Source organism: Kaistia hirudinis (genome assembly GCF_014196455.1).
GTDB classification, from domain to species: domain Bacteria; phylum Pseudomonadota; class Alphaproteobacteria; order Rhizobiales; family Kaistiaceae; genus Kaistia; species Kaistia hirudinis.
Genome location: NZ_JACIDS010000002.1, coordinates 971892 through 998655 on the forward strand (window position 1 = coordinate 971892; position 26764 = coordinate 998655).

General features: G+C 65.6%; 28 protein-coding genes and 2 pseudogenes. 13 read left to right on the top strand and 17 right to left on the bottom strand.

Annotation, left to right across the window (positions count from 1 at the left end; translation table 11 throughout):
* Positions 1–212 precede the first annotated feature (212 nt).
* The 5 genes and pseudogenes from GGR25_RS24700 to GGR25_RS09710 form a co-directional block, all read left to right on the top strand.
* Positions 213–1556: pseudogene (locus tag GGR25_RS24700) on the top strand (DUF1254 domain-containing protein); the annotation flags it as partial.
* Positions 1557–1658: 102 nt separating this feature from the next.
* On the top strand, positions 1659–2546 hold the full coding sequence (locus GGR25_RS24705; protein WP_343068016.1) for a DUF1254 domain-containing protein: 888 nt from the start codon (positions 1659–1661) through the stop codon (positions 2544–2546).
* A 108-nt stretch (positions 2547–2654) separates the two neighbouring features.
* Positions 2655–3077: a VOC family protein gene (locus GGR25_RS09700; RefSeq protein WP_183398523.1), complete on the top strand. Its 423-nt coding sequence runs from the start codon at positions 2655–2657 to the stop codon at positions 3075–3077.
* A gap of 192 nt (positions 3078–3269) precedes the next feature.
* On the top strand, positions 3270–3587 hold the full coding sequence (locus tag GGR25_RS09705) for a hypothetical protein (RefSeq protein ID WP_210299863.1): 318 nt from the start codon (positions 3270–3272) through the stop codon (positions 3585–3587).
* A 29-nt stretch (positions 3588–3616) separates the two neighbouring features.
* On the top strand, positions 3617–3895 hold the full coding sequence (locus GGR25_RS09710; RefSeq protein WP_183398524.1) for a hypothetical protein: 279 nt from the start codon (positions 3617–3619) through the stop codon (positions 3893–3895).
* Positions 3896–3961: 66 nt separating this feature from the next.
* Here the strand turns inward: GGR25_RS09710 and GGR25_RS09715 are convergent.
* Positions 3962–4177: pseudogene (locus tag GGR25_RS09715) on the bottom strand (slipin family protein); the annotation flags it as partial.
* A gap of 227 nt (positions 4178–4404) precedes the next feature.
* Between GGR25_RS09715 and GGR25_RS09720 the strand changes: the two are divergent.
* The gene (locus GGR25_RS09720) at positions 4405–4746 is read left to right on the top strand and encodes a hypothetical protein (protein ID WP_183398525.1); all 342 of its coding nucleotides are present in this window, start codon (positions 4405–4407) and stop codon (positions 4744–4746) included.
* A gap of 37 nt (positions 4747–4783) precedes the next feature.
* On the opposite strand, the gene GGR25_RS09725 is transcribed toward GGR25_RS09720, so the two are convergent.
* Positions 4784–5797 (bottom strand): hypothetical protein, encoded by a 1014-nt coding sequence (locus tag GGR25_RS09725; RefSeq protein WP_183398526.1) that lies wholly within the window; start codon positions 5795–5797, stop codon positions 4784–4786.
* A gap of 554 nt (positions 5798–6351) precedes the next feature.
* On the opposite strand from GGR25_RS09725, the gene GGR25_RS09730 reads away from it, so the two are divergent.
* Positions 6352–6768 carry a VOC family protein gene (locus tag GGR25_RS09730; RefSeq protein ID WP_183398527.1) on the top strand — a complete coding sequence of 139 codons (417 nt, stop codon included), beginning with the start codon at positions 6352–6354 and terminating at the stop codon, positions 6766–6768.
* A 16-nt stretch (positions 6769–6784) separates the two neighbouring features.
* Here GGR25_RS09730 and GGR25_RS09735 read toward each other — a convergent pair whose 3' ends face one another.
* The gene (locus tag GGR25_RS09735) at positions 6785–7510 is read right to left on the bottom strand and encodes an RES family NAD+ phosphorylase (RefSeq protein ID WP_210299901.1); all 726 of its coding nucleotides are present in this window, start codon (positions 7508–7510) and stop codon (positions 6785–6787) included.
* Positions 7504–7917 carry an MbcA/ParS/Xre antitoxin family protein gene (locus GGR25_RS09740; protein ID WP_183398529.1) on the bottom strand — a complete coding sequence of 138 codons (414 nt, stop codon included), beginning with the start codon at positions 7915–7917 and terminating at the stop codon, positions 7504–7506. Before GGR25_RS09740 ends, GGR25_RS09735 begins: the two co-directional genes overlap by 7 nt.
* Before the next feature lie 144 nt (positions 7918–8061).
* Here GGR25_RS09740 and GGR25_RS09745 point away from each other — a divergent pair, with 144 nt between their 5' ends.
* On the top strand, positions 8062–9024 hold the full coding sequence (locus tag GGR25_RS09745) for an acetamidase/formamidase family protein (RefSeq protein ID WP_183398530.1): 963 nt from the start codon (positions 8062–8064) through the stop codon (positions 9022–9024).
* Between the two features lie 402 nt (positions 9025–9426).
* Positions 9427–10641, top strand: a complete 1215-nt coding sequence (locus GGR25_RS09750) for a GTP-binding protein (protein ID WP_380146372.1) — start codon at positions 9427–9429, stop codon at positions 10639–10641.
* A 39-nt stretch (positions 10642–10680) separates the two neighbouring features.
* On the opposite strand, the gene GGR25_RS09755 is transcribed toward GGR25_RS09750, so the two are convergent.
* The 5 genes from GGR25_RS09755 to GGR25_RS09775 form a co-directional block, all read right to left on the bottom strand.
* Positions 10681–10983, bottom strand: coding sequence for a circadian clock KaiB family protein (locus GGR25_RS09755; RefSeq protein WP_183398532.1), 303 nt, complete (start codon positions 10981–10983; stop codon positions 10681–10683).
* Positions 10980–12698, bottom strand: a complete 1719-nt coding sequence (gene kaiC / locus GGR25_RS09760; RefSeq protein WP_183398533.1) for a circadian clock protein KaiC — start codon at positions 12696–12698, stop codon at positions 10980–10982. The genes GGR25_RS09755 and kaiC overlap by 4 nt, the downstream gene beginning before the upstream one ends.
* Before the next feature lie 53 nt (positions 12699–12751).
* The gene (locus tag GGR25_RS09765) at positions 12752–13972 is read right to left on the bottom strand and encodes a putative bifunctional diguanylate cyclase/phosphodiesterase (protein ID WP_183398534.1); all 1221 of its coding nucleotides are present in this window, start codon (positions 13970–13972) and stop codon (positions 12752–12754) included.
* Between the two features lie 560 nt (positions 13973–14532).
* Positions 14533–16440, bottom strand: coding sequence for an excinuclease ABC subunit UvrC (gene uvrC, locus GGR25_RS09770; protein ID WP_183398671.1), 1908 nt, complete (start codon positions 16438–16440; stop codon positions 14533–14535).
* A gap of 77 nt (positions 16441–16517) precedes the next feature.
* Complete coding sequence (locus GGR25_RS09775; protein WP_183398535.1) at positions 16518–17273, bottom strand: SDR family oxidoreductase; 756 nt, start codon at positions 17271–17273, stop codon at positions 16518–16520.
* A 375-nt stretch (positions 17274–17648) separates the two neighbouring features.
* On the opposite strand from GGR25_RS09775, the gene GGR25_RS09780 reads away from it, so the two are divergent.
* Complete coding sequence (locus GGR25_RS09780; RefSeq protein ID WP_183398536.1) at positions 17649–18299, top strand: outer membrane protein; 651 nt, start codon at positions 17649–17651, stop codon at positions 18297–18299.
* Positions 18300–18378: 79 nt separating this feature from the next.
* On the opposite strand, the gene GGR25_RS09785 is transcribed toward GGR25_RS09780, so the two are convergent.
* From GGR25_RS09785 to GGR25_RS09810, 6 genes are all read right to left on the bottom strand, one after another.
* Entirely contained in the window at positions 18379–19023 is a 645-nt protein-coding gene (locus GGR25_RS09785; RefSeq protein WP_183398537.1) for a dihydrofolate reductase family protein, read from the bottom strand.
* An 85-nt stretch (positions 19024–19108) separates the two neighbouring features.
* On the bottom strand, positions 19109–19441 hold the full coding sequence (locus tag GGR25_RS09790; RefSeq protein WP_183398538.1) for a DMT family transporter: 333 nt from the start codon (positions 19439–19441) through the stop codon (positions 19109–19111).
* A 271-nt stretch (positions 19442–19712) separates the two neighbouring features.
* Positions 19713–20555 carry an inositol monophosphatase family protein gene (locus tag GGR25_RS09795; protein ID WP_183398539.1) on the bottom strand — a complete coding sequence of 281 codons (843 nt, stop codon included), beginning with the start codon at positions 20553–20555 and terminating at the stop codon, positions 19713–19715.
* A gap of 41 nt (positions 20556–20596) precedes the next feature.
* A complete protein-coding gene (locus GGR25_RS09800; RefSeq protein ID WP_183398540.1) occupies positions 20597–21199 on the bottom strand; it encodes a glutathione S-transferase family protein in 603 nt (200 codons plus the stop codon).
* A gap of 10 nt (positions 21200–21209) precedes the next feature.
* Positions 21210–21905, bottom strand: a complete 696-nt coding sequence (locus GGR25_RS09805) for a ribonuclease T2 family protein (protein ID WP_183398541.1) — start codon at positions 21903–21905, stop codon at positions 21210–21212.
* 15 nt (positions 21906–21920) lie between these two features.
* A complete protein-coding gene (locus tag GGR25_RS09810) occupies positions 21921–22364 on the bottom strand; it encodes a hypothetical protein (protein ID WP_183398542.1) in 444 nt (147 codons plus the stop codon).
* A gap of 179 nt (positions 22365–22543) precedes the next feature.
* Here GGR25_RS09810 and GGR25_RS09815 point away from each other — a divergent pair, with 179 nt between their 5' ends.
* Entirely contained in the window at positions 22544–23518 is a 975-nt protein-coding gene (locus GGR25_RS09815; protein WP_183398543.1) for a glutathione S-transferase family protein, read from the top strand.
* Positions 23519–23559: 41 nt separating this feature from the next.
* Here GGR25_RS09815 and GGR25_RS09820 read toward each other — a convergent pair whose 3' ends face one another.
* Positions 23560–24039, bottom strand: coding sequence for a cupin domain-containing protein (locus tag GGR25_RS09820; RefSeq protein WP_183398544.1), 480 nt, complete (start codon positions 24037–24039; stop codon positions 23560–23562).
* A gap of 89 nt (positions 24040–24128) precedes the next feature.
* Between GGR25_RS09820 and GGR25_RS09825 the strand changes: the two genes are divergently transcribed.
* On the top strand, positions 24129–25112 hold the full coding sequence (locus GGR25_RS09825) for a LysR family transcriptional regulator (RefSeq protein WP_210299864.1): 984 nt from the start codon (positions 24129–24131) through the stop codon (positions 25110–25112).
* A gap of 150 nt (positions 25113–25262) precedes the next feature.
* On the opposite strand, the gene GGR25_RS09830 is transcribed toward GGR25_RS09825, so the two are convergent.
* Complete coding sequence (locus tag GGR25_RS09830; RefSeq protein ID WP_183398545.1) at positions 25263–25643, bottom strand: winged helix-turn-helix transcriptional regulator; 381 nt, start codon at positions 25641–25643, stop codon at positions 25263–25265.
* Positions 25644–25782: 139 nt separating this feature from the next.
* On the opposite strand from GGR25_RS09830, the gene GGR25_RS09835 reads away from it, so the two are divergent.
* Positions 25783–26727 carry an alpha/beta hydrolase family protein gene (locus GGR25_RS09835; RefSeq protein ID WP_210299865.1) on the top strand — a complete coding sequence of 315 codons (945 nt, stop codon included), beginning with the start codon at positions 25783–25785 and terminating at the stop codon, positions 26725–26727.
* Positions 26728–26764: the final 37 nt, after the last annotated feature.

Here is a 26764-nt window from a genome sequence, read left to right on the forward strand (position 1 = left end):
TCTAGCACGGCCGGCACCGCGCGCCTGAGATCACAAAGCCGCAGTCCACAGAAAGCGCCGGAGCGTCGGATGGCCGCGTTCCGACAGGTACGCTAGAATTCGCTCGAGGTTCGCCATGCATGGCGACCAGGCCCGAGAGGACGACCATGCAGACATATCTGGCGCTCGCCGCCGTCGGCCTGCTTTCGGCTGTGATCGCGAGCGGCACCCCGATGCCGACCCCGGCCCATGCCGAGACGGTGTCACCGGCAGAGGCGCGGACAATCGCGAAGGAAGCAACCATCTACGGCTTCCCGATGGTCGACAGCTACCGCATCCAATATTCCTATTTCGTCGATCGCAGCAGTCCCGAGTTCAAGGCGTCGTGGAACACGATCGTCAACAATGCGCGGGTCTATACGCCGGCCGACAAGGCGATCCAGACGCCGAATTCGGACACGCCCTATTCTTACGTCGGTGCCGATCTGCGCGCCGAACCGATCGTCCTGTCGGTGCCGGCGATCGAGAAGGAGCGATATTATTCGCTCCAGTTCATCGACATGTACACGTTCAACTTCGCCTATGTCGGCAGCCGTGCGACGGGCAATGGTGCAGGCAATTATCTGCTCGCCGGGCCGGGCTGGAAGGGCAAGACGCCGGCCGGAATCAAGAAGGTGATCCGGTCCGAGACGGACTTTGCGTTCGTTCTCTACCGGACCCAGCTCTTCGATCCGGCCGATATCGACAACGTCAAGAAGATCCAGGCCGGCTACAAGGTTCAGCCGCTCTCGGCGTTCCTCGGCAAGGCGCCGCCGCCGGCCGCGCCGCCGGTCGATTTCGTCAAGCCGCTCTCGCCCGAAGCGGAGCGGACATCGCCGGAGTTCTTCCCAATCCTGAACTTCCTCATGGGCTTCACGTCGCCCAACCCGGCGGAGACCAAGATCCGGGCCCGCTTCGCCAGGATCGGTGTCGGACCTGACGGGACGTTCGACGCGAAGACGCTGAGCCCGGAGATGCTGGACGCCATCAAGGGCGGCATGGCGGATGCCTGGGAAACCCTCGACACCTACAAGAAGACCGAGATCGACACCGGCAAGGCGACTTCCTCCGCCGGTTTCGGCACACGAGCCCATCTGAACGGCGACTATCTCGCCCGCATGGCCGGTGCGGCGTTTGGCATCTACGGCAATTCGGCCGCCGAGGCGCTCTATCCGGCCTATTTCGTCGACAGTGAAGGCCAGCCGCTGAACGGCGCGAACCGCTATCAGCTTCGCTTTGCGCCCGGCCAGTTGCCGCCGGTCAAGGCGTTCTGGTCGCTCACCATGTACGAGCTTCCGGAAAGCCTGCTCTATGCGAACGCGCTCGACCGCTATCTGATCAACTCGCCTATGCTGCCGAGCCTCAAGCGCGACGCCGACGGCGGCATAACGCTCTATCTCCAGCATGACAGCCCCGGAGCGGACAAGGAATCCAACTGGCTGCCCGCGCCGCAGGGACCGTTCCTGGCGGTGATGCGGCTCTATTGGCCGGAGCAGGCCGCGGTCGACGGCAAATGGAAATCGCCGCCGCTGACGAAGATCGCCGAGAAGAAAGCCGATGCGCCGGCGACGGGCGACGTCATCCCGGTCACGGTCGACAATTTCATCCGGGCCGAAAGCGATCTCTATTTTGCGAGCATCGTGAAGGATGGCGCATTCGGCAGTTTCCTGCACCGCCGCGAGCCGGCGGCCATCGACAACCAGACTGTGATCCGCCTCAACCGCGACACGCTCTATTCGTCCGCGCTCTTCGATCTCGCGGCGGGGCCCGTCACCATCACGCTGCCCGACGCAGGCAAGCGTTTCATGTCGATGCAGTGGATCAACGAGGACCACTACACCCCTGCCGTGCTCTATGGCGGCGGCGCCTACACGGTCGACCGGGAGAAGGCCGGTTCGCGCTATCTCGTCGCCGCCATCCGGACCTTCGTCGATCCGAACGATCCGAAGGATATCGCCGCTGTCCACGCGTTGCAGGACGCGATCAAGGTCGAGCAGCCGGGCGGGCTCGGCCGTTTCGAGGTGCCGAATTTCGACCCGCAAAGTCAGAAGAAGGTGCGCGATGCGCTCCTCGTCCTCGGCGCGACGATCCCGGACTTCAAGCAGGCCTTCGGCACGAAACTGGAGGTCGATCCGATCCGTCACCTGATCGGCACGGCAACGGGCTGGGGCGGCAATCCGGACAAGGACGCGGTCTATCTGAACGTCACGCCGGAAAGGAACAACGGCAAGACGGTCTATCGTCTCGACGTGAAGGATGTGCCGGTCGACGGCTTCTGGTCGGTCAGCGTCTACAATGCCGAGGGCTATTACCAGCCGAACACGCTCGATGCCTATTCGCTGAACAACGTCACGGCGAAGAAGGGCAAGGACGGCGCGATCGCGATCCAGTTCGGCGGTTGCGACGGCAAGGTCGAGAACTGCCTGCCGATCGAGCCGGGATGGAACTATACGGTCCGCCTCTATCGGCCCCAGGCGTCGATCCTTGATGGGACCTGGACGTTTCCGGCCCCGCAGCCGGTCGAGTAAGCGCTACGAGGCGGGCCGGACCCCGCCCTGCGTGAGGAATGCGCGCGCCGGAGTTGCCGATCGGCGACAGGCCGGCCCGCCGCAGCCGCTGTATCCAGGGAGGCCGCCATGGTGCGTGTCGTCGGTATCGATCATCTCGTCATCCGCGTCGGCGACTATGAGCGCTCCAAGGCGTTTTATGGCCGCCTGTTCGAATTCCTCGGCTTCTTCGTGCTCGGCGACTATGGCGACCAGATCGGCTGGAGCAATGGCAAGACGCGCTTCTGGATCGGCGAGGCGGATGCCGAGGGCAAGAAACACAAGCACCGCCTCGGCAATATCGGCTTCCACCATTACGCCTTCGAGCTGCGCAGCCGGAAGGACGTCGACGCGCTCGAGGCTTTCCTGAAGCGCGAGGGCGTCACGATCGTCGACCCCGCCGCCGAGTATTACGACGATTACTACGCCGTATTCTTCCTCGACCCGGACGGTCTGAAGCTCGAAGGCATGAAGTGGGGCGAGATGACCAAGAAGGCCGCGCGCGCGAAATAGATCGCTCTTCCGCGGCCGACAGCGCAATATGATGCTCCCAATTCGACAATTGGGTCAAAAATCTTCATGTCGTCTCAACGCCTCGCGCTATAGCCTTCGCGAGATGGTCCCCGACGCGGTTCGCGCGGCGAATCGGTGGTGATCGGTCGCGTCCGTCCTGTCCAAACGGGCAGGCGATGGAGGAATGGTTTCATGAAGGCTGCGCAGACAACGAACCGGGGAGCGCTTCCCGCCCTTGCCGGCGTGATGCTCTTTGCGCTCGGGCTGGCCGGTGCGCCGACGACGGCCGCGGCGGTCGTCTACTGCAAGACCGTGGGCGTTCCGCAAGGCTGCGTCGCGCGGCCGACGGCGCCCGTCGTCTATTGCACGCGTCCCGGCTATCCGGCCGGCTGCTACGACAAGGGCGCGCCGGGCGTCGGCGTTACCCCCGGTGTCGGCGCCGGAGCCCCGGGCGTCGGCGTCCAGCCGATGAATCGCGGCGGCCCGGTCAATCGTCTCGGCGTTCGCTGAAGCGGCGCCTGCTCAAGGAAGGAAACGCAATGAAGAAGTCCATGATGGTGGCCGCGGCCCTGCTGCTCAGCGGTTTCGCCGGCAACGCCTATGCCGACGCCGCGGGCGCCGTGACCTGTGCGGCCGGTCTCAGCGGCGACGCCAAGACGATCTATGACGCGACGGCGCCGAACGTCACCGCCGGTGCCGATATCCGCGCCCTCGTCACGACCCAGACCAAGAGCCTCGTCATGAACGGCACGATCGGCCGCGGCGGCGCCAAGGCAGCCGCGACGGCCGCCGGCGCCTGCCTCGCCATGCTGCCGTAAGCGGTCATCCCGCTTTCCAATGAGAAAAGGCCCGGCGGAGCGATCCGCCGGGCCTTTTCTTTGTCGTCAGGCCGCCTTCGTCTCGAGGCGGAAGAGGTCCTTCAGCATGGCCTCCAGCCCCTTGCCGTCCGAGGCGTGCAGATCGACGCGGCCGATCTTCTCGACCAGCCTTTCGAGCGATTCGAGCTCCTTCAGGCGCAGCAGCAGGGGATTGTCCTCCATGGGCTTCGCCGTATTAAGCAGCGAACGCGTCGCCGCCGTCTCCTCCTGGCGACGGATCAGGGTTCCGATGACCCCAAAGTTCTTTGGCGGGGACTGGACGATCTTGCCATCAGGCCATAGCCAATGAACGCAACCTTCATCATTTTTCCAGAACTCGGAGACACACTTCGGCTACCAGCGATGCCGTTCGGGCTTCAAGCCTCTCGCCAATCAGTCCCCCATAATGATGTCACTTGGTCTGAAATATAGTAACGAGGGCTTCCGCCACAAAGCCCGGAGCAAGGCAGATGGAAGACAGCCGACCCGTCTCACCGTGCATCGATCAGACCGAGAAGGACATCGAAACCTACTATCGGCATGCAGAGATCGGGCAAACAGCCGTGGTGCGGCACACGCAAGGCCATATGCTTCAATACGTGATCTCGGAAATCGAAGGCGGAAACCGTGGGCGCGTCTACGTCCGCAATGCAGGCGCCTTCTACATGAAGCATGGAAAGAACTGCTTTCATCCGAAGGGGCAGACCACGCTTGTTGTGCCGACCGATGACGTTTTGGCGTGGGCGAAGGAGCATCCGCAGGGGGAGTTCGGGTATTCCGTATATCGGTCCACCCGCCTAGTCGGACGCTGAAATCAACCTTCTCCTACTATACAACAAGTCTCTGGTTTTACGCTTTGGGCCACGTGGGCCGGACGTCAGATTTGTCCAGCGGGGTATAGACCGGGTCGGCTCCGTCCTCCACAAGCGGGCTGAACGTTCCCGGCTTTTGGGCATAACGGTCCACCCACAAGTCTACGGTTGCTTGCTTGACGTTCACCATGCAGTTCACCATGTCCGAACCCGCTTCCGTACGGCGGTACATCGACTGCGAGTTGTTCGGCCAATGCACGGCGAAGCCGCACATCATATCGCGGTCATCGACCAGAACTTCCATCAGCCCTTTGTAGTGGCTGTCATATGGTATCGCCTGCCCCTTCCTCGCTCCCCATACCAGGCGTGCATCAACATCAAGTTGGAAGAAGGCGGCGATGAACGCTTTTGCCTTGGTAATCAGGGCATCGAGTTCGTCGTACGTTAGTTTAAACGCCTTCGTACCGCTGATCCCGCTACGTGACCGGAAATCATCCTCGGTTAGGATGAAATCGGAATGCTGAACCGCGTTTCGCAATCGGCTGTTGTAAAACTCGTCATACATGTCGCCTACTGCCAAACCAGCATCTTTCGACAGCTGCTTTATCAGTTCGATTTTTCGACCTGTCCGTATGCCGTTCTTGGCGAAGTTATTCTGTTCCTTCGCAGTGAGGAAATCGAAATACGGATTGGGGCTGTAGCCCTTTCCCAAACGGAAGCGCAGGAGGTTCATGATTACCTCGTACGGCGCGTCCATTTCGACAATGTGGCTGTACAGCAGCAAGCCAAGTCTCCACACCGTCCAACCATCGGGGAACCGATCTTCGGGAAGCTCAAGCTTCATCAACCGATTGAGGTCATTCAATATGTTCCTGCTTTCGGCGTACGGGTCCCAGCCCTTGTCCTCCATTCCGAGGACACGAAGCAGAGAAGCGAAGTAGCGGATTATATCGTTACTGATTGGGTCTTCTGGCAGAAACAGAGGCTCTAGGACCTTTATGAACCGATCCCTGTGGCCCTCAAAAACTGCTTCTGGATCGTAGTCGCCCATGAAATCAATTGCTTGAGAGCTTTGAAGTGGCGGCAAATCTAGCATCAAAGAATAGGCGGGCTTGCATGCAAACGCAAAGGTTGTCTCAACCGCTGGAATCAAGGTGCGTTGCCGTCGCAGCTTGTTTGCTACATGAGGGGCGGCTTTCTGAGATCCTTATCCGAAACCCGCCTTTCCCCTTCCTACCCCGAAGCGCACATTCGCGACGGCAGGCCTGGAGGTTGCTTGGATCCATAGCGGACGTCAGTACCGAGCCATAGTCCGCGGAGGTAGAACTTGGGTGCGACCGTGCGGAATAGAACCGGCAGCCTTCCGCCTGTCGACGGATGCTCTTTCTCTGCGCTACGGACGCCCCACAGGCGTGGGGAACGGCGAGCGCAGAAGTAGTCCGGACCGGAGATCATATGTCCTCAGACGGCTCACGGTCCCGCGGCCGTTGACAGAAATCGTCGGCGCTGTCGGATTGTTCGGGCGCGGTTGTCGATTCAGCGCCGGCTCGTTCGTCGTCAGATTGGCGATCCTGCCGCAGACGAACCTGCTTCGAGGAGCAACCCATGCCCAAGATGATCTTCCTGAACCTGCCGGTGCGCGATCTGGCCGCCTCGACGCGCTTTTACGAGGCCATTGGCTTCACAAAGAATCCGCAGTTCAGCAATGAGCAGGCGAGCTGCATGGTCTGGTCGGACGAGATCTATTTCATGCTGCTCGTGCCCGATTTCTACGCCACCTTCACATCGAAGCCGATCGCCGACGCGCATGCGACGAGCCCGCATCTGATCGCGCTTTCCTTCGACAGCCGCGCAGAGGTCGATGCGATCGTGGCCAAGGCTTCCGAGGCGGGTGGGACGGGCGATTTCCGGCCGCCGCAGGAACTGGGCTTCATGTATGGCCGCACCTTCGAGGATCCCGACGGCAATGGCTTCGAGCCGTTCTGGATGGATCCGGCCGCGGCGTCCGGCGGCGGCGGCTGAGCGCGCCGGTCCGGCGTTACCCGCTCGCCGTCATCACGCGAAACACCTCGCCCGAGCCCGCGTCGCGAATGAGGTCCACGCGTTCGCCGTTCCAGTGATAGTCGAGGTGGCGGCCCTGCATGGCGTTGGCGGCGAGGTCGGGGAACAGCAGTGCCGCGCACTGGCCGCCGGGCAGGCGGACGCTCGGATAGAGGATGCCTTCCGAGCCGGCGGCGCGGAGCGCGGCGCCGAGCCGCTGGCTTTCGGCATAGCTGTCCGGTGAAAGATAGCGGGCGCGGTCAGCAAGTTGGCTGACATCGTGCAGTTCGGCCGCGACATCGAGCAGGATCTCGCGGAACTGCGAGGTCCAGCCCGGCGCCTCGCGTGTCGCCGCCATGAAGCGGCCATGGTGGTGCATGGTCTCGAACAGCGCCACCTCGAAGGTTCGCCCGACATAGAGCAGGCCGAAGGCGCCATCGGAAAAGCGGCTCGGCCGGTCGCGGCTGACATGGGTGAACGGCGCCATCAGATAGGACGCGCCGGGTCCGGAAACGCGGCGCTCGGCCGGGACGAGATCGAGATTGCCGATCGTCTCCATCAGGCGCGGATTGGTCTTCTGCTCCGCGGCGATCAGCAGCGGCCAGTCGGCCGGATCGGCAATGTCCTCGAACAGGTCGACCGGCGGATAGATCGAGCGGATGATCCGCACGCCCGGCTTCCACGCGACGCGGCGGATCGGGATCGCGGCGAGGTCGCTCACCAGGCGCCGCGCTCCGCATCGAGATAGCGGCGCACGCGCATCAGATCGGTCAGCTCGCCATTGAGCATCACGGCCAGTGCCGTCTTGTCGCCGAAGGCCGCGTTCGGCTTGCGCACCCAGGCATAGGCCCGGTCCGCTTCCTTGAAGATCAGGCGAAGCGCCTTGTGGATCCCCATCAGATTGGACATGCGCGTGCGCTGGTCGCGGTCGATGCGGCCGGGATTGCCGGCCTTCCAGCGCGCGAAGGTGCGCGGGGCGACATCCAAGAGGATCGCGGCTTCGGCATCGGTCAAATTCCAGAGGCGGAACAGATTGAGCGAGGCGCGCAGCAGCGCCCCGGCCTCGGCATCGCTGATCGGCTCGGGCGAGAAGTCGGCGGCGCGCGCTGCGATCGGAACGACATGCGGCATCGCAGTCTCCTTGATGACGAATGGCATATATATGGCTAAGTTTAGTCAAACGGCAAGATGGCGACGCAGGCTTCGAAGAAGACTGGCCAGAAGGTCTCCGAATTGCATCATGGCAGGGGCCTTTCGCAGCGCCAGGGACCGCCCATGACCGACCATTTCCTGAAAGCCACGCCGCAGACCGTGCAATGGGGCCGTTTCGCCGCCGCGACCAAGCCGGTGCTCACCGTGCAGTCTGGCGACCGCGTCGTGATCGAGACGTTTACGGGGCCGCCAGGGCTGCTGCCGCCGGAAGGGCAGGGGATGCATGTTGCGCCGGCTCTGCTCGAAATCCATGCAGCCGACCTCCCGATGCGCTTCGGCCATCTGCTGACGGGTCCGGTGGCCATCGCGGGCGCCGAGCCCGGCGACATGCTGGAGGTGCGGATCGAAAGGATAGAGCTCGGCGCCGATTGGGGCTTTAACGCGCTGGTGCCGTTCGAGGGCACGCTGCCGGATGATTTCATCCTCCCCGCGCTCGACTTGATCCACATCCCGATCGACCGGGCCAAGAACACCTGCCGTCTGCCCTTCGGGCCGGAGCTGAAGCTCGCGCCCTTCTTCGGCGTCATGGGCGTGGCGCCGCCGACGCACTATGGCGAACTCTCCTCGCGCGAGCCGCGCCTCCATGGCGGCAATCTCGACAACAAGGACCTCGGCGCCGGCTCGACGCTTTTTCTGCCGGTCTGGGCGGAGGGCGCGAATTTCCTCTGCGGCGATGGCCATGGCGTGCAGGGCCATGGCGAGGTCTGCATCACGGCGCTCGAAACCGCGCTCACCGGCACCTTCACCTTCATCCTGCACAAGAAGACGGGTACCGAACCTCTGCTCAAGCTGCCGCGCGCCGAAACGCCGACCCATTACATGACCATGGGCTTCGACGAAGACCTCGACGAGGCGATGCGCATCGCGCTCCGCGACATGATCGCCTTCATCACCACCGCCCGCACCGCAATGACCCCCGCCGACGCCTACCGCCTCTGCTCGCTCGCCGCCGATTTCCACGTGACGCAGACGGTGAATGGCGAGAAGGGCGTGCACGGGATGTTGGCGAAGGAGGTGTTGGGGTGAGGGCCGCGCTCGACGACAGTGGCCGGGTCCCGTCTTCACGTCCGGTAAGGTCCTCGGCCAAAGCCGTTTCCAGCGCTTGGGAATAGGCCGCGCATCAGGTCCCATTCTCAGTCATCCCGGCGGACGTCGGGATCCATGCAGCCTGAGGCGTCACATCGTCTGGTACCTCGGCTGTATGGATCCCGGGTCAAGCCCGGGATGACGGCGGAGCGTGGGGCGACGCTAGAGAATAGCCGTCTCGCAGAGCCGTCCTGGAGCTGAACCTCCTCACCCGACGCTACGTGGCCTCGTCGCCTCCTCGCCCCGCCATCACGCCGCACCCCGCCCCCTTGCATTCCCTCCCACTTTGGCGTCTCCTATGTACGTTACGTTATAACATTACATGAGGAACGCATGTCGCGTCTGTCTGGCTTGGATCGGCGTCTGCCGGTCACGGTGCTCTCCGGCTTTCTCGGTGCCGGGAAGACGACCCTGCTCAACCATGTGCTCAACAATCGCGAGGGGCGGAAGGTTGCCGTCATCGTCAACGACATGTCGGAGGTCAATATCGACGCCGATCTCGTCCGGGATGGCGGGGCGGGGCTGTCGCGCACCGATGAGAAGCTGGTCGAGATGACCAATGGCTGCATCTGCTGCACGCTGCGCGACGATCTGCTCGCCGAAGTGCGCCGCCTCGCCGCCGAAGGCCGGTTCGATTGCCTGCTGATTGAGAGCACCGGCATCGCCGAGCCGCTGCCGGTGGCCGCGACCTTCGATTTTCGCGACGAGGCCGGGCAGTCGCTGTCGGATGTCGCTCAGCTCGACGCGATGGTGACCGTCGTGGATGCCGTCAACCTGCTCAAGGACTACACCTCGCATGACCTGCTCGCCGATCGGGGCGAGACGGCCGGCGAGGGCGATTTCCGCACGCTCGTGGATCTGCTTGTCGAGCAGATCGAATTCGCGGATGTCGTCGTCATCAACAAGGTCCGCGATGTCACGCCCGATGCGCTGGCCGATGTCCGCCGCGTCGTGCGCGGGCTCAATGCCGATGCGCGCATCGTCGAGACCGATTTCGCCAAGGCGCCGCTCGACCTGGTCCTCGATACGGGGCTCTATGATCCGGAACGCTCGCGCGCGCATCCGCTCTGGATGAAGGAGCTCTACCACCACGAGGATCACGTGCCCGAGACGGAGGAGTATGGCATCCGCTCCTTCGTCTACCGTGCGCGCCGTCCGTTTCATCCCGCGCGCCTCTACAAGGCGCTTGGCCGCGGCTTTCCCGGCGTCGTCCGCGCCAAGGGCCATTTCTGGATCGCGACGCGGCCAGCCTGGCTGGCCGAGCTCTCGATCGCCGGCTCGATCCTGCGCACCGAGGGCCTCGGCTATTGGTGGGCGGCCGTGCCGCGCGAGCGCTGGCCGCGCGACGAGGAGAGCGTTGCGATGATGCGCCGCAACTGGACGCCGACCTGGGGCGACCGGCGGCAGGAACTCGTCTTCATCGGCGGTCCCGCCATGGACGAGGCCGCGATCCGCGCCGTGCTCGACAATTGCCTCTATGGCAGCGTGACCACGGGCCTGACGCAGGCGGCCGCCAATCTGGACGATCCGTTCCCGCATTGGGGCAGGGTGGCGTGAACGAGGCTTAGCCCCGGTCCGTCACGGACCGGGCTCCGGTCAGAGCGAGAGACGCTCGACAACGGCGTCGCGGTCGGACAGGTCGCCGACGATCAGGATCCGCCGGCCCGCGCGGATCGAGACCAGCGAAGGCGTCGCGAAGATCTGGCGGGAGAAGGCGGCCTTCGGATCGCGCCGCACATCGACGACCACGACGTCGTCGGGGCGCGATGCCAGCCGGCTGACGATCTCGTCCAGATTGTCGATGGCACGCCGCGACGACAGGTTGTCGCCGGCCACATAGAGCTCCAGAATGTGGCGATCGCAGCCACGCTCTTCGGCATTGTTCGACAGGGCCATCATGGCGCCTCTTCTGAACCGGCAGTGTGGCTGGCCCGCGCATTGCTCCGCAACTGGCTCAGTTCCTCCCGCCGCTCCTCCTCCTGTCGACCGATCTCTTTCGACCGGCCGACGAAGACGGCAAACTCGCTCTGCTTTTCGGCAAGTTCATGGCTGAGGTCGGCAATGCGGCGTTCCGTCTCCTCGATCGAGCGCCGGAGCAGCCGGGCGCGTTCGGCTGCGGCGAATTCGGCCGCCTCCGCCGCCAGATGATTGGCGCGTTCCTTTTGCCAGCGCAGCGAGCCCATCAGAACCGCTCCGTCCTCGACATAAGCATCGGCGATCGTGATGCCGCGACTGTCCAGCAGCAGCTCGCCGACTTGGTTGGAGTGCGCCGTGCCGCGGGACTTGACGATGGTCAATGCCCGGTTGCGTTCTCCGTTGTTCACGACGTAGGATAGATGAATCCAGTTGTCGCACAAGGTCGAGACATAAGAGCGCGAGGATTCGGCTTCCGTCGCGTTGCGTTCGAGCAGGCTGGTCAGGACGACCGTGATCCCTTCGCGCTTGCAGAACTGGGTCAGCCGGCGCACGGCGCTTTGCGAACTTGGCGAGGCCGTGAAGATCGAGATCGGATCGATCATCACATGGCGCGGCGCATGCCGCCTGATCTGGTCGAGGATCTCGTGCACGAATTCATCCGGGCCGGCCGATCGATCCGCCATGCCGTGAATCCTGAGCAGGCCCGAGGCGAGGTGCGCGGAGAGGTCGGTGCAGACAGAGGCGACGTTGCGCACGATCTCCTTCGGCGCCTCGTCGAAGCTGATGCCGAGCGCCCTCTCGCCGCGTTCGCAGACGGCGGCCAGGAAGCGGGTGCCGAGGGTCGTCTTCGCCGTGCCGGGCGCGCCGGACAGAAGCGTGCTGGATCCGCGAAAAAGGCCGCCGCCGAGCATGGTGTCGAGGCGCGCAATGCCGGTGGGCAGCCGTTCCGTCGAAACGGGAATGGCGGGCGGCTCCGGATTGGTCGCGTCCACCACGATTCCGCTGGCCGTCATGACGAAGGCGACGCGTCCCTGGGCATGGGCGGAGCTGCGGTATTTCTGGATCGCAACGCCGCGGGTCGAGAAGCCGTCTTCCGCGTCGCGGCTCAGTTCGACGACGCAATCGGCCATGTAGAGCGCCATCTCCTCGAAGCCGGCGCCGCGAAGCGGGCTCGCTTTCACGGTGACGATCACCGTGCCGGGATGCGATTCGACATAGCTTTGCAGCCGGACGAGTTCGCCCCGCTGCGCGCTGTGCGAATCGAGGATCGTCAGCAGCGCGTCGATCCCGTCGAGCACCACGAAGGGCGGGGCACCCGAATCCCCGGCGCCTTCGATCGCCGACAGCAGGCCGCCAATATCGAAACCGCCGCTGATCATCATGTCCGGATCGGGGCGGCCATCCACGAACAGCAGCTGGCCGGCATCGACGAGCCGCTGCACGTCCCAATCGAAGGAATTCATGTCCGACAGCGCGCTCCGCGGCGACTGCTCGAACGAGATGAAGAGGCCGGTCCGGCCAGTTTGGCGGATCATGTTCAGCATCGCCTGCATGGCGAAGACCGTCTTGCCGGTTCCGGCGGCGCCGATGACCGCGGTGACACGGCCGAGCGGCAGGCCGCCTGCGGACATGACGTCGAACCCGGCGATTCCCGTCGGAATCTTGTCGGGTCGGATCGACCCGATCGTCTCGGCCATGCGTGCCACTCCAGTCCAGCGTCCGCACTGACCCACGTCGGCCGCGAACCAGCTTACTCGGTGATCAAGGCCGACAAATCCGAGACTGGCAAGGGGGGCGAATAGAGATATCCCTGACCCGCATCGCACCAGATGCCCTGAAGAAAATCAGCCTGGGCGGCTGTCTCGACGCCCTCCGCGATGATCCTCATCCCCAGGCTGTGGCCCATGGCGACGATCGCGCGCGTGATCGCGCCGGCAGCCTTGTCGCCGGGCAGTTCCCGGATGAAGGAGCGATCGATCTTCAGATGGTCGGCCGGGAAGCGGTTGAGATAGGAGAGGCTCGAATAGCCCGTTCCGAAGTCGTCGATGGCGATCGTCACCCCCAGGGCGTGGATCGCCGCCAGCGGACGCAGTCCGGCCTCGCCTTCCGGCATCAGCTGGCTCTCCGTGATTTCCAGCACCAGCCGCTGGGGTGGCAGACCGGATTCCGCGAGGATGGCGCGGACCGCATCGATGAAGCCCGGATGCCGGAGCTGGATCGGGGAGACATTGACCGAGACGGAGAGCTGTCCGGGCAGGCGGGCGATGTCGGAACAGGCCTTCGCCAGCACCCATCGCCCGAGCGCGTCGATCAGGCCGGTCCGCTCGGCCAGGGGGATGAAGACCGTCGGCGCGACGGCATCGCCGCCCGGCTGCTGCCAGCGCGCCAGTGCCTCGACGCTCGTGACGCTTCCGGAGGACATGTCGATCTGCGGCTGATAGAGGACGACGATCTCCCCGCGCGTCCAGGCGTCCTTGAGTTTCGCCGCGAGCGGCGCGTCGGCGGTCGAAATCTGCCGCCGCGCGCCGCGCAAGGAGCGTTTCGTGTCGTCGATCAGCGCGACGATGACGGCGCCGATCAGCAGGGCCGAGAGGATCGGGAGCGCTTCGATCGTCGCCTGCGGGCCGAACACCGTGGCGATGACCGCCACCAGAAGCAGCGGGGCGGCGACGAGAAGCAGGCGCCGCCGGACGAGACTGCCGCTCGACTTCCTGGCGAGGACCCGGCGCATGGGCGTCTTGTCCGCGACGGATGCCAGGATGGCCGTCCCGCCGAGCAGGCCACCGGCCATGGTCGGCGCCGCCAACTGGCCGAAGAAGCCCTGCAGATGCGTGGCGTAGCCGATCGCGACAGCGCCGACGATCAGAAGCGCGAGGCCACTCGTCAGCTGGGCGAGGGCATAGCGGCGCAACTGCATGGAAATAACTGCGGCTGCGAGGCCGATCATCATCACCATGGTCTGGGGACTCATGCCGACCGGCGACCCTGCCAGGGCTTCGGCCGCCAGGCGGGCCCGGAAAGGCGAGATTGAACTGAACGCCTCGGGCCTTCCGCTCGCAACAGTGATCAGTCGAAATGCGACGATCCCCGCCGTGATCATCGACAGGGTGACGGCAAAGGCACGGTTCGCCCGCTCACGCCGCGGCGCGTAGCGCCTGCCAGAAGCCCAAATGGCGGCGCCGAGCGCGACCAGGCAGATCGCGGTCCAGGGGTGCGACGTCATGTGCACCGGCCCGACCCGCCAGAGTGGTGTACTATGCAATGAGTAGTTGAAGAGAACCAGCGCGCCCGTGGCGATGCACCCGCAGGCAAGCGCCGTCGACGTTATGCGCGCGCCGCGGATAGCCCACTGCCTGTATCGCCTCGACAAGATGATGAGTTCCCCCGACGCCCACCATTGAGGTACCGGGAACCCTGACGGGCCAATTCCTAAGAATCGCCTTAAACCGTCACAGAAACACGGCCCGATCTACCGTGAGTCACGGCTTCGTGACGTCGTCACGCAGAACGGGTGCGAGGGCCCGACGGGCGTCAATCCGCGCCGGTGTGGAAGAAGTCGTAGATCGTCTGCGCCATCTGGGCCGAGACGCCGGGGGCGCTCATCAGATCCTGGATGCTGGCGCGGCTGACGGATTTGGCGGTGCCGAAATGGGCGAGCAAGGCGCGCTTCCGCGTCGGGCCGATACCCTCGATCTCGTCGAGCGGGTTCTTGGTCAGCGCGGTCTTGCGGCGGGCGCGATGCGAGCCGATGGCGAAACGATGCGCCTCGTCGCGGAGCCGCTGCACGAAATAGAGCACGGGGTCGCGCGGCTGCAGCATGAAGGGCTCGCGGCCGGGAATGAAGAACTTCTCGCGGCCCGCGTCGCGGTCCGGTCCCTTGGCAATTCCGACAAGCGGGACTTCGCCCTCGAGGCCGAGTTCCTCGAGGATGCCACGTGCGGCGGAGAGCTGGCCCGCGCCACCATCGATGAAGACGAGATCCGGCCAGGGGCCGAAGCCGTCCTCGTCGCGCGGCGCATTCTCGCGCGAGCCGTGCTCCTTGACGAGGCGGGAGAACCGGCGCGTCAGCACCTCGCGCATCATGCCGAAATCGTCGCCCGGCGTGATCTCCTCCGAGCGGATGTTGAACTTGCGGTACTGGTTCTTCACGAAGCCGCCCGGTCCGGCGACGATCATGCCGCCGACGGCGTTGGTGCCCATGATGTGGCTGTTGTCATAGACCTCGATCCGCTTCGGCGGCCCTTCGAGGCCGAACGCCTCGCCGACGCCTTCGAGCAGCTTGGCCTGGCTCGACGTCTCGGCGAGATTGCGGCCGAGCGCGTCGCGCGCATTGGTCAGCGCGTGGTCGACGAGGTCCTTCTTCTCGCCGCGCTTCGGCACGGCGATCTCGACCTTGTGGCCGGCATGCTCGCTGAGCGCCTCGGCGAGGAGGTCCATCTCCTCGATCTCGTGGCTGATCAGGATCAGCCGCGGGCAGGGCTTGTCCTCGTAGAACTGGGCGATGAAGGCGGCCAGCACCTCGGCCTCGCCGAGCGATTTGTCGGCGCGCGGATAGAAGGCGTGGTTGCCCCAGTTCTGCCCGGTGCGGAAGAAGAACACCTGCACGCAGCTCTGTCCGCCTTCCTGGTGGACGGCGATCACGTCTGCCTCGTCGACGCCCTGCGGGTTGATGCCCTGGTGCGACTGGACATGGGAGAGGGCGGCGATGCGGTCGCGATAGATAGCGGCGCGCTCGAAATCGAGCTCGGCGCTCGCCGATTCCATCGCGCGGGCGAGATCGGTGCGGATCGCGCTCGACTTGCCGGAGAGGAAGCCCTTCGCCTCCTTGACGAGGCCGGCATAGTCGGGAAGCGAGATTTCGCCCGTGCAGGGGGCCGAGCAGCGCTTGATCTGAAAGAGCAGGCAGGGCCGCGTCCGACTCTCATAGACGCTGTCGGTGCACGTGCGGATCAGGAAGGCGCGCTGGATCGCGTTCACGGTCCGCCCGACGGCGAGCGCCGAGGCGAAGGGGCCGAAATAGTCGCCCTTCCGCGTATGCGCGCCGCGATGCTTGACGATCTGCGGCGCCTCGTGATCGCCCGTGATCAGGATATAGGGGAACGACTTGTCGTCGCGCAGCAGCACGTTAAAGCGCGGCCGCAAGCGCTTGATCAGATTCGCTTCCAGCAGCAGCGCTTCCGTCTCGGTGCGCGTGGTGACGAACTCCATCGTCGCCGTCTGCTGGATCATGCGAATGATGCGGTTCGACTGCATGCCGATCCGCGTATAGCTCGTCACGCGCTTCTTGAGATTGCGCGCCTTGCCGACATAGAGGACCGTGCCCTTGGCGTCGAACATGCGATAGACGCCGGGCGCATTCGGCAGGCGCGTCACGAAATCGGCGATCACGGCCGCGCCCTGGCCGCGCGGCGTCAGCTCGCCGCCGGCCTCGAAGGCCATCTCCTCGGCGGGGATGTCCCCGGTCGCTTCCGTCTCCGGCGGAACCGGAGCGTTGCCGTCTGGTGTCGTGCTGTCGTTCACTCTTTGATCCCTACGACGTCGGGCGTCTCCCAGGCAAGGTGCTGGCCGCCGTCGAGCGCGATCATCTGGCCGGTGATCGAGCCGGTCTCGTGCAGATAGCGGATCGTGCGGCCGAATTCGGCAAGCTCCGGCCCATGGCCGAGCAGGACCGCCTCGGCCTGGCGCGCGAAATCCGCCGGGTCCTGGCGCGGCGAGGGCAGGGTCGGGCCGGGGCCAATGGCGTTCACGCGGATGCGCGGGGCAAGCGCCTGCGCCAGCGTCCGCGTCGCGGTGAGCAGCGCCGATTTCGAAAGCTGGTAGGACAGGAAATGCGGCGTCGTCTTCCAGGCGCGCTGGTCAACCATATTGACGACGAGGCCTTTGGCCGGCGCGGGCAGGGCGCTCGCGAAGGCATCCGCCAGCAGCACCGGCGCCGTCAGGTTCACGGCCAGCTGGCGCTGGAAGCGTTCGGGATCCAAGTCGCCGATCCCGTCCGCCTCGAAGATCGAAGCATTGTTGACGAGCAGCGTCGCCGGCCCGAGTCGCTCGGCCACGAGGGCCGGCAGCGCCCGCGTCGCCTCAAGGTCCGCGAGATCGGCAACGACGACGGTGGACCTGCCACCGCGCGCGCGGATCGCCTCGGCGAGTGCATTGGCCTCGCGCTCCGAGCGATTGCAGTGGATCGCGACCGCATAGCCGTTCGCCGCCAGATCCTCGACGATCGCCCGCCCGATCCGCCGAGCCCCGCCCGTGACGAGCGCTATCCTGTCCATATCCGCACTTCTCTCCCCGCCGCCCATTCGCCGGTACTCCTAGATAGGACGGGCGCGCGGATTCGGTAAGCGCCCGCCCGTTTGTCACTTGCCCGGATCGGGACGCTATGACGCGCCGCATGGTGAACGGGCGGAAACACCTGTGCCGTCAATGTGGCGTGGCCTCGGTGTCGCCGTTTGAGCCGCGCAAGAAAGATCCATGAAAACAATGTCTTGGGCGGAATGTGCGGCTCTACGGCAACGCTGTTCATTGTCCCGAAGTCGCCCCAATTTGCTTGCCCTTCCGCCGCATTGCGGCGGTTGATTGGGGCATCGGCCGATGCGTCTCCGGTGCGTGGCCGTGGTGTTTCATGTTGTGTACCGCTGGAGAACACGATGCTGCGTATCCGCACTTTCTCGCTCGCCGCCGCGGCTCTCGCGCTCGGCGCGGTCCCGGCGCTTGCCGCCGACCTTTCCTATAATCCCTCGCCGCTCGTCACGGCCCCCACGGGCTTCACCTGGACCGGGCCCTATCTCGGCGCGATCCTCGGCTATGGCTGGAGCGATTTCGACGTCCGCAACAATCTCGCCCCGGCGACGCCGACCGCGGAAGGCGGCAAGATCGGCGTCTATGGCGGCTACAACTACGACCTCGGCAACAACGTCGTGCTCGGCGTCGAAGGCGACCTGAACATCGACAATGTCCGTGGCAATTACGGCTTCGATGGCTCGGTGAAGCAGAACTGGGACGGGACGCTGCGGGGCCGCGCCGGCTATTCCTTCGGCCGCGTCATGGCCTATGGCACGGGCGGCGGCGCCGTCTCGGGCGCGACCGTCAGCAAGGGCGGCTACGAAACCGACAACACCCATTGGGGCTGGACGCTCGGCGCCGGCGTCGAGGCGGCCGTGACCGACCATGTCACCGCGCGCCTCGAATATCAGTACGCGGATTTCGGCGAGCAGTTTTACCAGACCGGCCCGCTCACCGGCCAGAATGTCGACCTCAACACCAGCACGATCCGCGCTGGCGTCGGCTACAAGTTCTGACCTTTCTGCCGCGCGCTCCCACCCCGCACGCGAGAAGATGCCCGGGCCCGTCCCGGGCATCGTCTTTTCGGGGGGATGGTCAGGCCGGACGATAGACCTGCGCCATGGCGCCGGTCGCGAAGACCGAGGCGCTGAGGAGCTTCAGCGTCTTCGGCGCCGCCAGCTCGCTGAAGATCGACTTGCCGCGCCCGAGCAGCACCGGATGCACCAGCAGGCGCAGTTCGTCGACGAGATCCGCCGCCATCAGACTGCGCGCGAAGCGGACGCCGCCATGCGCGAGGATCGGCTTGCCGCCTTCGGCCTTCAGCCGCGCGATCGTGCCTTCGAGATCGCCGGAGACGCGCGGCTCGGCCCAGGCCGCCTCGACGGGCGACAGCGCGCGGTCGGCGTCGGTCGCCGCCGTCTCCCCCGGCGAGATGGCACCGTCTGATTGGCGGATGGCGAGCCGCGCGCGCGGCGGCTCGATGAGCCCGGCGCGCGAGAAGATCACCTTCGGGATCTCGTTCATCGGCGCGGCGTAGATTTCCGTCGAATAGGGCCAGTAGCTGGCCATGTCGTAATAGGTCCGGCTGCCCATCACATGGACGCCGGCGCTCCAGAGCAGATCCATGGTCCAGGCATTGGCGCCCTCGTCCATGGAGGCGAACACCCATTCGACCTGGTTCTCCGGCCCGCAGACGAAGCCATCGGCCGACATCGACATTTTCAGGATCAGCGGCCGCATGAACGGTCCTCCTCGATTTAACCGAATGGATAAATAGAAGGAAGAAACAGTCAAGCAGGAGCGGCGGTGAGGCGGCGCCTCCCGTTCAATGCGCCGAGGACTGGGAGAAGGCGTTGATGACGATGACACCGGCGATGATCAGGCCGATGCCGATCAACGCCGCGGCGTCGAGCTTCTGTCCGAAGAGCAGCCAGGCGGCGCCGGATATCAGGACGATGCCCGTGCCGGACCAGATCGCATAGGCGATGCCGACCGGCAAGACCTTCAGCGTCAGCGACAAGAAGTAGAACGAAATCACATAGCCGACGATCACGACGAGGGAGGGGATCAGCTTGGTGAACCCATCCGATGCACGCATGGCCGAGGTCGCGATGACCTCCGACACGATCGCGATACCGAGATATAGATAGGCAGGCATGATCAATCCCCCGCTGGAGGCGGATCTTAGAACAATTCCGCGCAACGGCGTCACGTTCACCTTGTCGTGAACAAGGACGCGGGCGACGAGGCGCCACCGTCTCCGCCGTCATCCCGTGCTCGACACGGGATCCATTCAGCCGAAGCGGCAAACGATCATACGCCTCAGGCTGTATGGATTCCGGCTTTCGCCGGAATGACGGCGTTCCGGGCTAAAGGGCGGACGCTTCACGCCTGCCAGGGCGTCCCTTGGCGGCCCCTTCGCCCCTCTCTCAACCAGCGTATTGCGTCCCGACGAACAGCGCCTTGTGCAGATCGTGCCAGGACTCCTCGGTCGGCGCGAACAGCAGGCCGCCGTCGCGGTGGGCGGCGAGATAGGGGGTGCCGTCGAAGCGGGCCGAATAGCCGCCGGCTTCGCGGTGGATCAGCCAGCCGGCTGCATGATCCCAGACATTGATCTTGGAATAGACGGCGAAATGCGAATTGCCGCTCGCCATCATCCGGTATTCCTGCGCCGCGCAGCGATAATTCGCCGCCGAGCGGGTGTTGGCGAGATTGGCGCAGAGCTGCGAGCGCAGCGGCTCGGGCAGGGTCGACCAGGAGGCCGTGCCGGACATCTTGGCGGCGGGCTTGGGCGGCGCGACCTCGAGCGGCACGCGCGTGCCGTCCTTGCCGACCGTGAACGCGCCTTCGCCGCGCACGGCGATCGACCAGTCGCCGGCCACCGGGTCGAGGATGATGCCGCCGACGATCTCGCCGCGGGCGACAACCGCCGCCATGACGCCGAACAGGGGCAGGCCGGAGGCGAAGTTCTTGGTGCCGTCGACCGGGTCGACCACGAAGGCGAGATCGGCGCCGTCGAGCTCATCGAGCAGCGCCGGCCGGGCCGACACGCTCTCCTCGCCGATGACGATCGAGCCGGGGAAGGCCTTCACCAGTGCCGCGGCAATGACCTTTTCAGCCGCGACGTCGGCATCGGTGACGAGATCCTCGGCCGAGGTCTTCTCGCGGATCGCGCCGGCACCGAGGTGATGGAAACGCGGCATGATCTCGGTTGCGGCGGCTTCACGCAGAATCTCGGCGACGGTGTCGGCGTCGCGAACCGAAAAACGCATTGGTCTAGCTCCCCAGGGTCAGATCGGTGTCGCGGCGCAGCTCAGCCCTTGGGCCGCGTCGCGGCGAAGGAGGGCGTGCGGGCCGCGAAATCATCCAGCCAGGCCACCAGGCCGGGATATTGCGCGCGCCAGCTTCCCTCGAACCGCAGGTCGAGATAGCCGAGCGCGCAGGCGACGGCGATGTGACCAATATGCGTTTCGCCGGAAAGATCGGTCTCGGCCAGCGCCGCGAGCCCGCGCGCGACCTTGTCGGCATGGTGCGCCAGCCAGCGATCGCTGCGCAGTGGCTCGTCGCGCCAGCGCTTTTCATAGACCTGCAGCAGCGCCGCATCGAGGACGCCGTCGGCCAGCGCCTGCAGCACGAGCGCGGGAAAGCGCCGCTCCGCCGCCTGCGGGATGATGCGGCCACCGCCGGCCAGATGGTCGAAATATTCGACGATCACGCGCGAATCATAGACGACGCTGCCGTCTTCGAGGACGAGCGCCGGGATCTTGCCGAGTGGATTCTGCTTGCGGATCGTGTCGGCGGGATCGCCGGTATCGGTCGCGACGACCTCGATCCGGTCGTAGAGGCCGAGCAGATGCGCGGCGATCTTCACCTTGCGGCCGAAGGGCGAGGCGTCGGACGATCGAAGGATCAGCATGAAAGGTCTTTCAGCGCACAGGCGGCATGACGAGTCGATCGCGGCGACAGGCGCCGCGGTCGACTTCGGGGCAGGGGCGGAAGGCGAGGCTCCGCGTCAGGCAGATCCGCACTTCCTTGAGGCGCTGCTGGTCGCAGGCAACGGCGATCGCATTGCTCATCAGCCCCGGATTGACGGCGCGGAAGGCCGCCTCGACCTCGTTCGGCGAGACCGTGAGGGGCGCTTCGGGCGCCACGAAGCGCTCGGGAATCTTGACCGTCTCGAAGGCGCGCCGCACGACGTCGAAATACTGGCTCTGGTTCAGCGCGCTGCAGGTGCCGTGCTGGCGCCATTCATGGCGAACGAGCCCGGGGCTCGGCATGATGTCGAGCATGCCGTCGACGATCGAGCGCGGGACGCCATCGCCGCGCGGGCTCGAGCAGTCGCTCGGATAGCCCCGCTCATATTGCGGCCACAGCCCGTGCACGACGAAGGCGAAGGGCCGCCCGCCGCACTGGAGGCGGTCGCCCTTGGCCTTGTTGCTTTCGCAATAGGTCGGCGACCAGGAGAGCGACAGGACATAGAAGGCGAAATCGCCCGGCGTGTCGGCGCGGGCGGGCAGGCTGGCGGCGGAGAAGAAGACGATCGCCGCCGCGGCGAGGGCGGCCAGCAGACGGCCAAGGGCTCCGGCAGGACGGGAGCCGACGCGGGACGCGAGCCGGCTCATCGGCCGCCTCCCGGCCTAGTAGCGAACGGTGCGGCAGCCGCCGTCAAAGACGCGCCACGGATCCTGGCCCGCGACGCAGAATTCGACGCCCCAGCCGATCGAAGCGAAGCCCTGCCGCTCCTCGATGAGATAGAAGAGGTCGGCCGGCCGGCCGTTGGAGAGCTCGACCTTCGCATGGCAGAAGCGACGATCCAGCAGGCCGGGATCGCCGGGCAGGAAGGCCGTCTGGTTGATCTTGCGGATGGTCGCGATCGAGAGGTCCGTCTGCCAGAGATCGGTCTGGACGGTGCGATAGCGCTTGGCGACATTGCCGAGGACCGAGTTCTGGTCGCAGGTCGGCACGCTGCCGCGCGAGAGCGGACCGACGGTCACGGCCGGATTGTCGAGATCACGCGTTCCAGCCGCGGCGACGCTGCCGAGCAGCGCGATCATCAGCATGGCGAAGAGCGCACGGACCATGGCCGCGATTCCCCCTTGAGGTCAAACCCGCCGAACGATGCGTCCCGGATGGGCGCGGGTCAAGCGCACCGCGCGGGACTGTGAACGGTTTGTCGCCATGCGTGCCTCTGGTGACACGCCGCGCGCTGACGCACATGTTGGGCAGCAAGAATGCATGGCGAGCGGAAGGAAGAGCGGCGATGGGCCTCTTGATCGACGGCGAATGGCGAGACCAGTGGTACGACACCAAGACCACGGGCGGTCGCTTCGAGCGGCAGGCCGCGGGCTTCCGCAACTGGGTGACGGCCGACGGCAGTCCCGGCCCGACCGGTACCGGTGGCTTCAAGGCCGAGGCGGGGCGCTATCACCTCTATATCGCGCGCGCCTGTCCCTGGGCTCACCGCACCATGATCTTCCGCGCGCTCAAGGGCCTCGAGGGGATCATCGACTATTCGGTCGTCAACTGGCTGATGCTGGAGAACGGCTGGACCTTCGATCCCGGCCCCGGCGTCACGGAAGACAAGATCAACGGCAAGCAGTTCCTGCACGAGGTCTATACGCTCGCCGACCCGCATTATACGGGCCGCGTCACGGTGCCGGTGCTGTGGGACAAGGAGCGACGGACGATCGTCTCGAACGAATCCTCCGAGATCATCCGCATGCTGAATTCCGCCTTTGACGGGATCGGCGCGAAGGCGGGCGACTATTATCCCGAGCCGCTCCGCGCGGAGATCGACGCGCTTAATGCGCGCATCTATCCGACCGTGAACAACGGCGTCTATCGCGCCGGCTTCGCGACGACGCAGGCCGCCTATGAGGAGGCCGTCGGCCCGCTGTTCGAATCGCTCGACTGGCTGGAGGGCATCCTCTCCAAGCAGCGCTATCTCACCGGCGACACGCCGACCGAGGCGGACTGGCGGCTCTGGACGACGCTGCTGCGCTTCGATCCGGTCTATGTCGGGCACTTCAAGTGCAACATCCGCCGCATAGCGGATTATCCGGCGCTGTCGTCCTATGTGCGCGAGCTCTACCAGGTGCCCGGCATCGCCGAGACGGTCGATATGGACCACATCAAGAAGCACTATTACCAGAGCCACCGCACGATCAACCCGACCGGCATCGTCCCGGTCGGCCCGGCGCTCGACCTGAGCGCGCCGGGCACGCGGGGCCTCTGACCTGATATCGCGCCGGCCGGCCGCTTATGGCAGATCCCCCGTCAGGTGAGCGGCGGGCCGACGATGTCGATGGCGTTGGCGGCGCAGGCCGCGGCGAGGCCCTCTGCCATCTCCGGCGTGACCTCGACCCGCGGCGGCAACGCCGTCGAACCCGTCCGCTGGCCGATAGTCTTCACCAGGGTCTCGAAATCGCTGCCGCGCGTCACGGTGAGGAAGCGCGCGCCTTCGGGCGACTCGGCGCGATAGCTGTGCGCGATGCCCTTCGGCGCCACTGCGGCGGCGCCCGCCGGGAGCACGAAGACCTCGTCGCCGACCAGGAAGCGGACGCGGCCCTCGAGGATGACGAAGGTCTCGTCTTCGTCGCGATGCACATGCAGCGGCGGCGAGTCCCCGGCCGGGACGCGGTGCTCGACGACGCAGATCGCGTCCTCTCCGTCATCCGCCGAGACCAGGACCTCGACATTGGTGGCAAGGAAATGGCGGCGCCCATCGCCGCCGTTGCGGGCGTTTACGTGAAGCATTTGCTGTCTGCCGTTTGTGAGGATCGACGATTGCTTTCGTCCTCCATTTGCTAATGCTTCGCCGTCGGGCGATGAAATCGAAAGATCATATGGAGGTCATTGCTGACGTGAATTTCAATGCCTTCGACATGAACCTGCTGCGTGTCTTTGACGCCTTGCTCAAGGAGCGCAGCGTCACGCGCGCCGGCGAGCGCATCGGCCTCAGCCAGCCGGCCGTGAGCGCGGCGCTGAACCGGCTCCGTCATCATCTCGGCGACCAGCTACTCGTGCGTGTCGGCAACGAGATGCTGCCGACGCCGCGCGCCGAAGCGCTGCAGGAGAGCGTCCAGCGCGCTCTCGCCATGCTGGAGGCGGCCCTCGGCGCGGGTGAGACATTCGACCCGGCGCGCGTAGAGCGCACGGTGACTCTGCTCGGTGCGGATTTCTTCTCGACGACGCTCGTACCTGCGCTCTTCCGCGAGTTCGCCGGGATCGCGCCGGGAATTCGCCTGCGCATGCTGGACAGTTCGCGCGGCGATGTCGGGCGGATGCTGCAGGACGACGCAATCGACGCCGCGCTGGAGCGTCCGCTGGTGATGCCCGACTGGATCGCCTCGGAGATCCTGTTCCGCTCCCCCTTCGCCGTCATCGCCCGCCGCGACGATCCCGCCATCCGGGCCTCGGGGCTGAAGAGTGGTGACGAGATGCCGCTCGATCTATTCTGCGCGCAGCCCCATGCGCTGCGGTCCATCGATGGCGGCTTTTCCGGTGCGACCGACCTCGCGCTCGCCGCCATCGGCCGCGAGCGGCGTGTCGTCGTCGCGGTGCCGCAATTTGCGGCGATCGCACTCTGCGTCGCCGAGGGCGGGCTCATCTCTGTCGTGCCGTCGCAATTCGCAGAGATCGCGGCGCGGCAGTTCGACCTCGCGATCTTTCGCCCGCCGGTCCCGATCGCGGTTCCGGACATCCGCCTCTATTGGCACGCCCGCCATTCCGAGGAGGACTGGCACCGCTGGCTGCGCGGCATGATCCTCGACATCGTCCGCCGACAGGGCTTCGAGGCCACGGCCGAGGCCTGGCACCCGTCGCCCTGACGGCCGGCTGGTGCGCGGGGGGCTGAGGGTTCTTTCCGTCGGAAGCTCCCGGATGGCTCAAACCGCCGCGCGCTCGCCGGCCGGCCCGGTACTCGACCTGAACGCGCCGGGCACGCGGGGCTATTGAGGGGCGGGCGCAGCCGCGGAGCGTCAGTCGTTTCCGGTGCTGCGTTCGTCGAACCGTGCCTGGCTGTCATGGATGGCGTCCCGATGCGCCATCGCCCACTCCGCCAACCGGTGTACCGGATCGGCCAGCGAACGGCCGAGCGGCGTCAGGGCATATTGGACCTGGGGCGGCGTGCTGGGGCGAACGGTTCGCTCGACGAGGCCGTCCCGTTCCAGCGTTTTCAGCGTCTTGATCAGCATCTGCTGCGAGATGCCATTCACGCTGCGCTTCACCTCGTTGAACCGGCACGGACGCTCATGGAGGGCGACGACGACCTGTACCGTCCATTTGTCTCCGACGCGGTTGAGCACCTCGCTGATGCCCCGGCAATCGGAGCGTGGGCCGCCGGCAGTGGTCAATCCCATATGACCTGGTCCTAAAGATATGCGTTTGACGCTCGAATTGATGGTCGACTATCCGGTCCTGGTCAAGATTTGAGACCTGAGGCCCGATCCGAACCGGCGCGCGCCGCGTTCCGATCGCCCGGACAGAAGGAACACGGCCATGATTCCGACGACCCGCATCTATCGAGACGCCAATATGGACGCGCCGATCCCGGTGGCGTCCGTCCGCGCGATCCGCCTCGCTGCGCCGGGACGCGGCGACGATCTCCAACTGCGGATTTCCGCTCCGGTCGAGGGCCGCGACCTGCCCGTCATCGTCTTTTCGCACGGCTTCGGCTCGTCGATGGATGGCTATGCGCCGCTCGCCGACTATTGGGCCGCCCACGGCTTCGTCGTGATCCAGCCGACCCATCTCGATTCCCGGCGGATGGGGCTGGCCGAGGACGATCCCCGCCGCGCCTCGATCTGGCGCATCCGCGTCGAGGACGTAAAGCGGGCGCTCGACCATCTCGCGCTTCTGGAACGCGCATTGCCGGGGCTCGCAGGCCGGGTCGATCACGGACGCATCGCGGCCGTCGGCCATTCTTTCGGCGGCCATACCACGGCCCTGCTGCTCGGCGCCCGGATGATCGGTCTGGAAGGCGGGGAGGGGGAAGACCTGTCCGATGCGCGGATCGGCGCCGGCATCCTGATGGCGGCCGGCGGTCGCGGCGGCAAGGATCTCAGCGCCTTCGCCGCCGAACACCTACCCTATCTCGGTGTCGACTTCGCGCCCTTGCGTGTCCCGACCCTGGTCGTTGCCGGCGACCAGGATCGCTCGCCCCTGACGGTGCGCGGACCGGACTGGTTCTATGATCCCTATTATCTCAGCCCGAACGGCCGGGGCCTCCTGACGCTCCATGGCGGGGAGCATTTGCTCGGCGGCATATCGGGCTACACGGTCACCGAGACCTCGGACGAGAGCCCCGAACGGGTCGCGCTGATCCAGCGCATGAGCGCGGCCTTCCTGCGCAGCGCACTCTATCCCGGCGACACGGCCTGGCAGGATGCCTGCGACGCGCTGCGGAACGAGACCGAGCCGCAGGGCCACGTGCTCGTCAAATGACGGCGGCTATTCCTCGCCCCGATCCACCCCAGGCGCC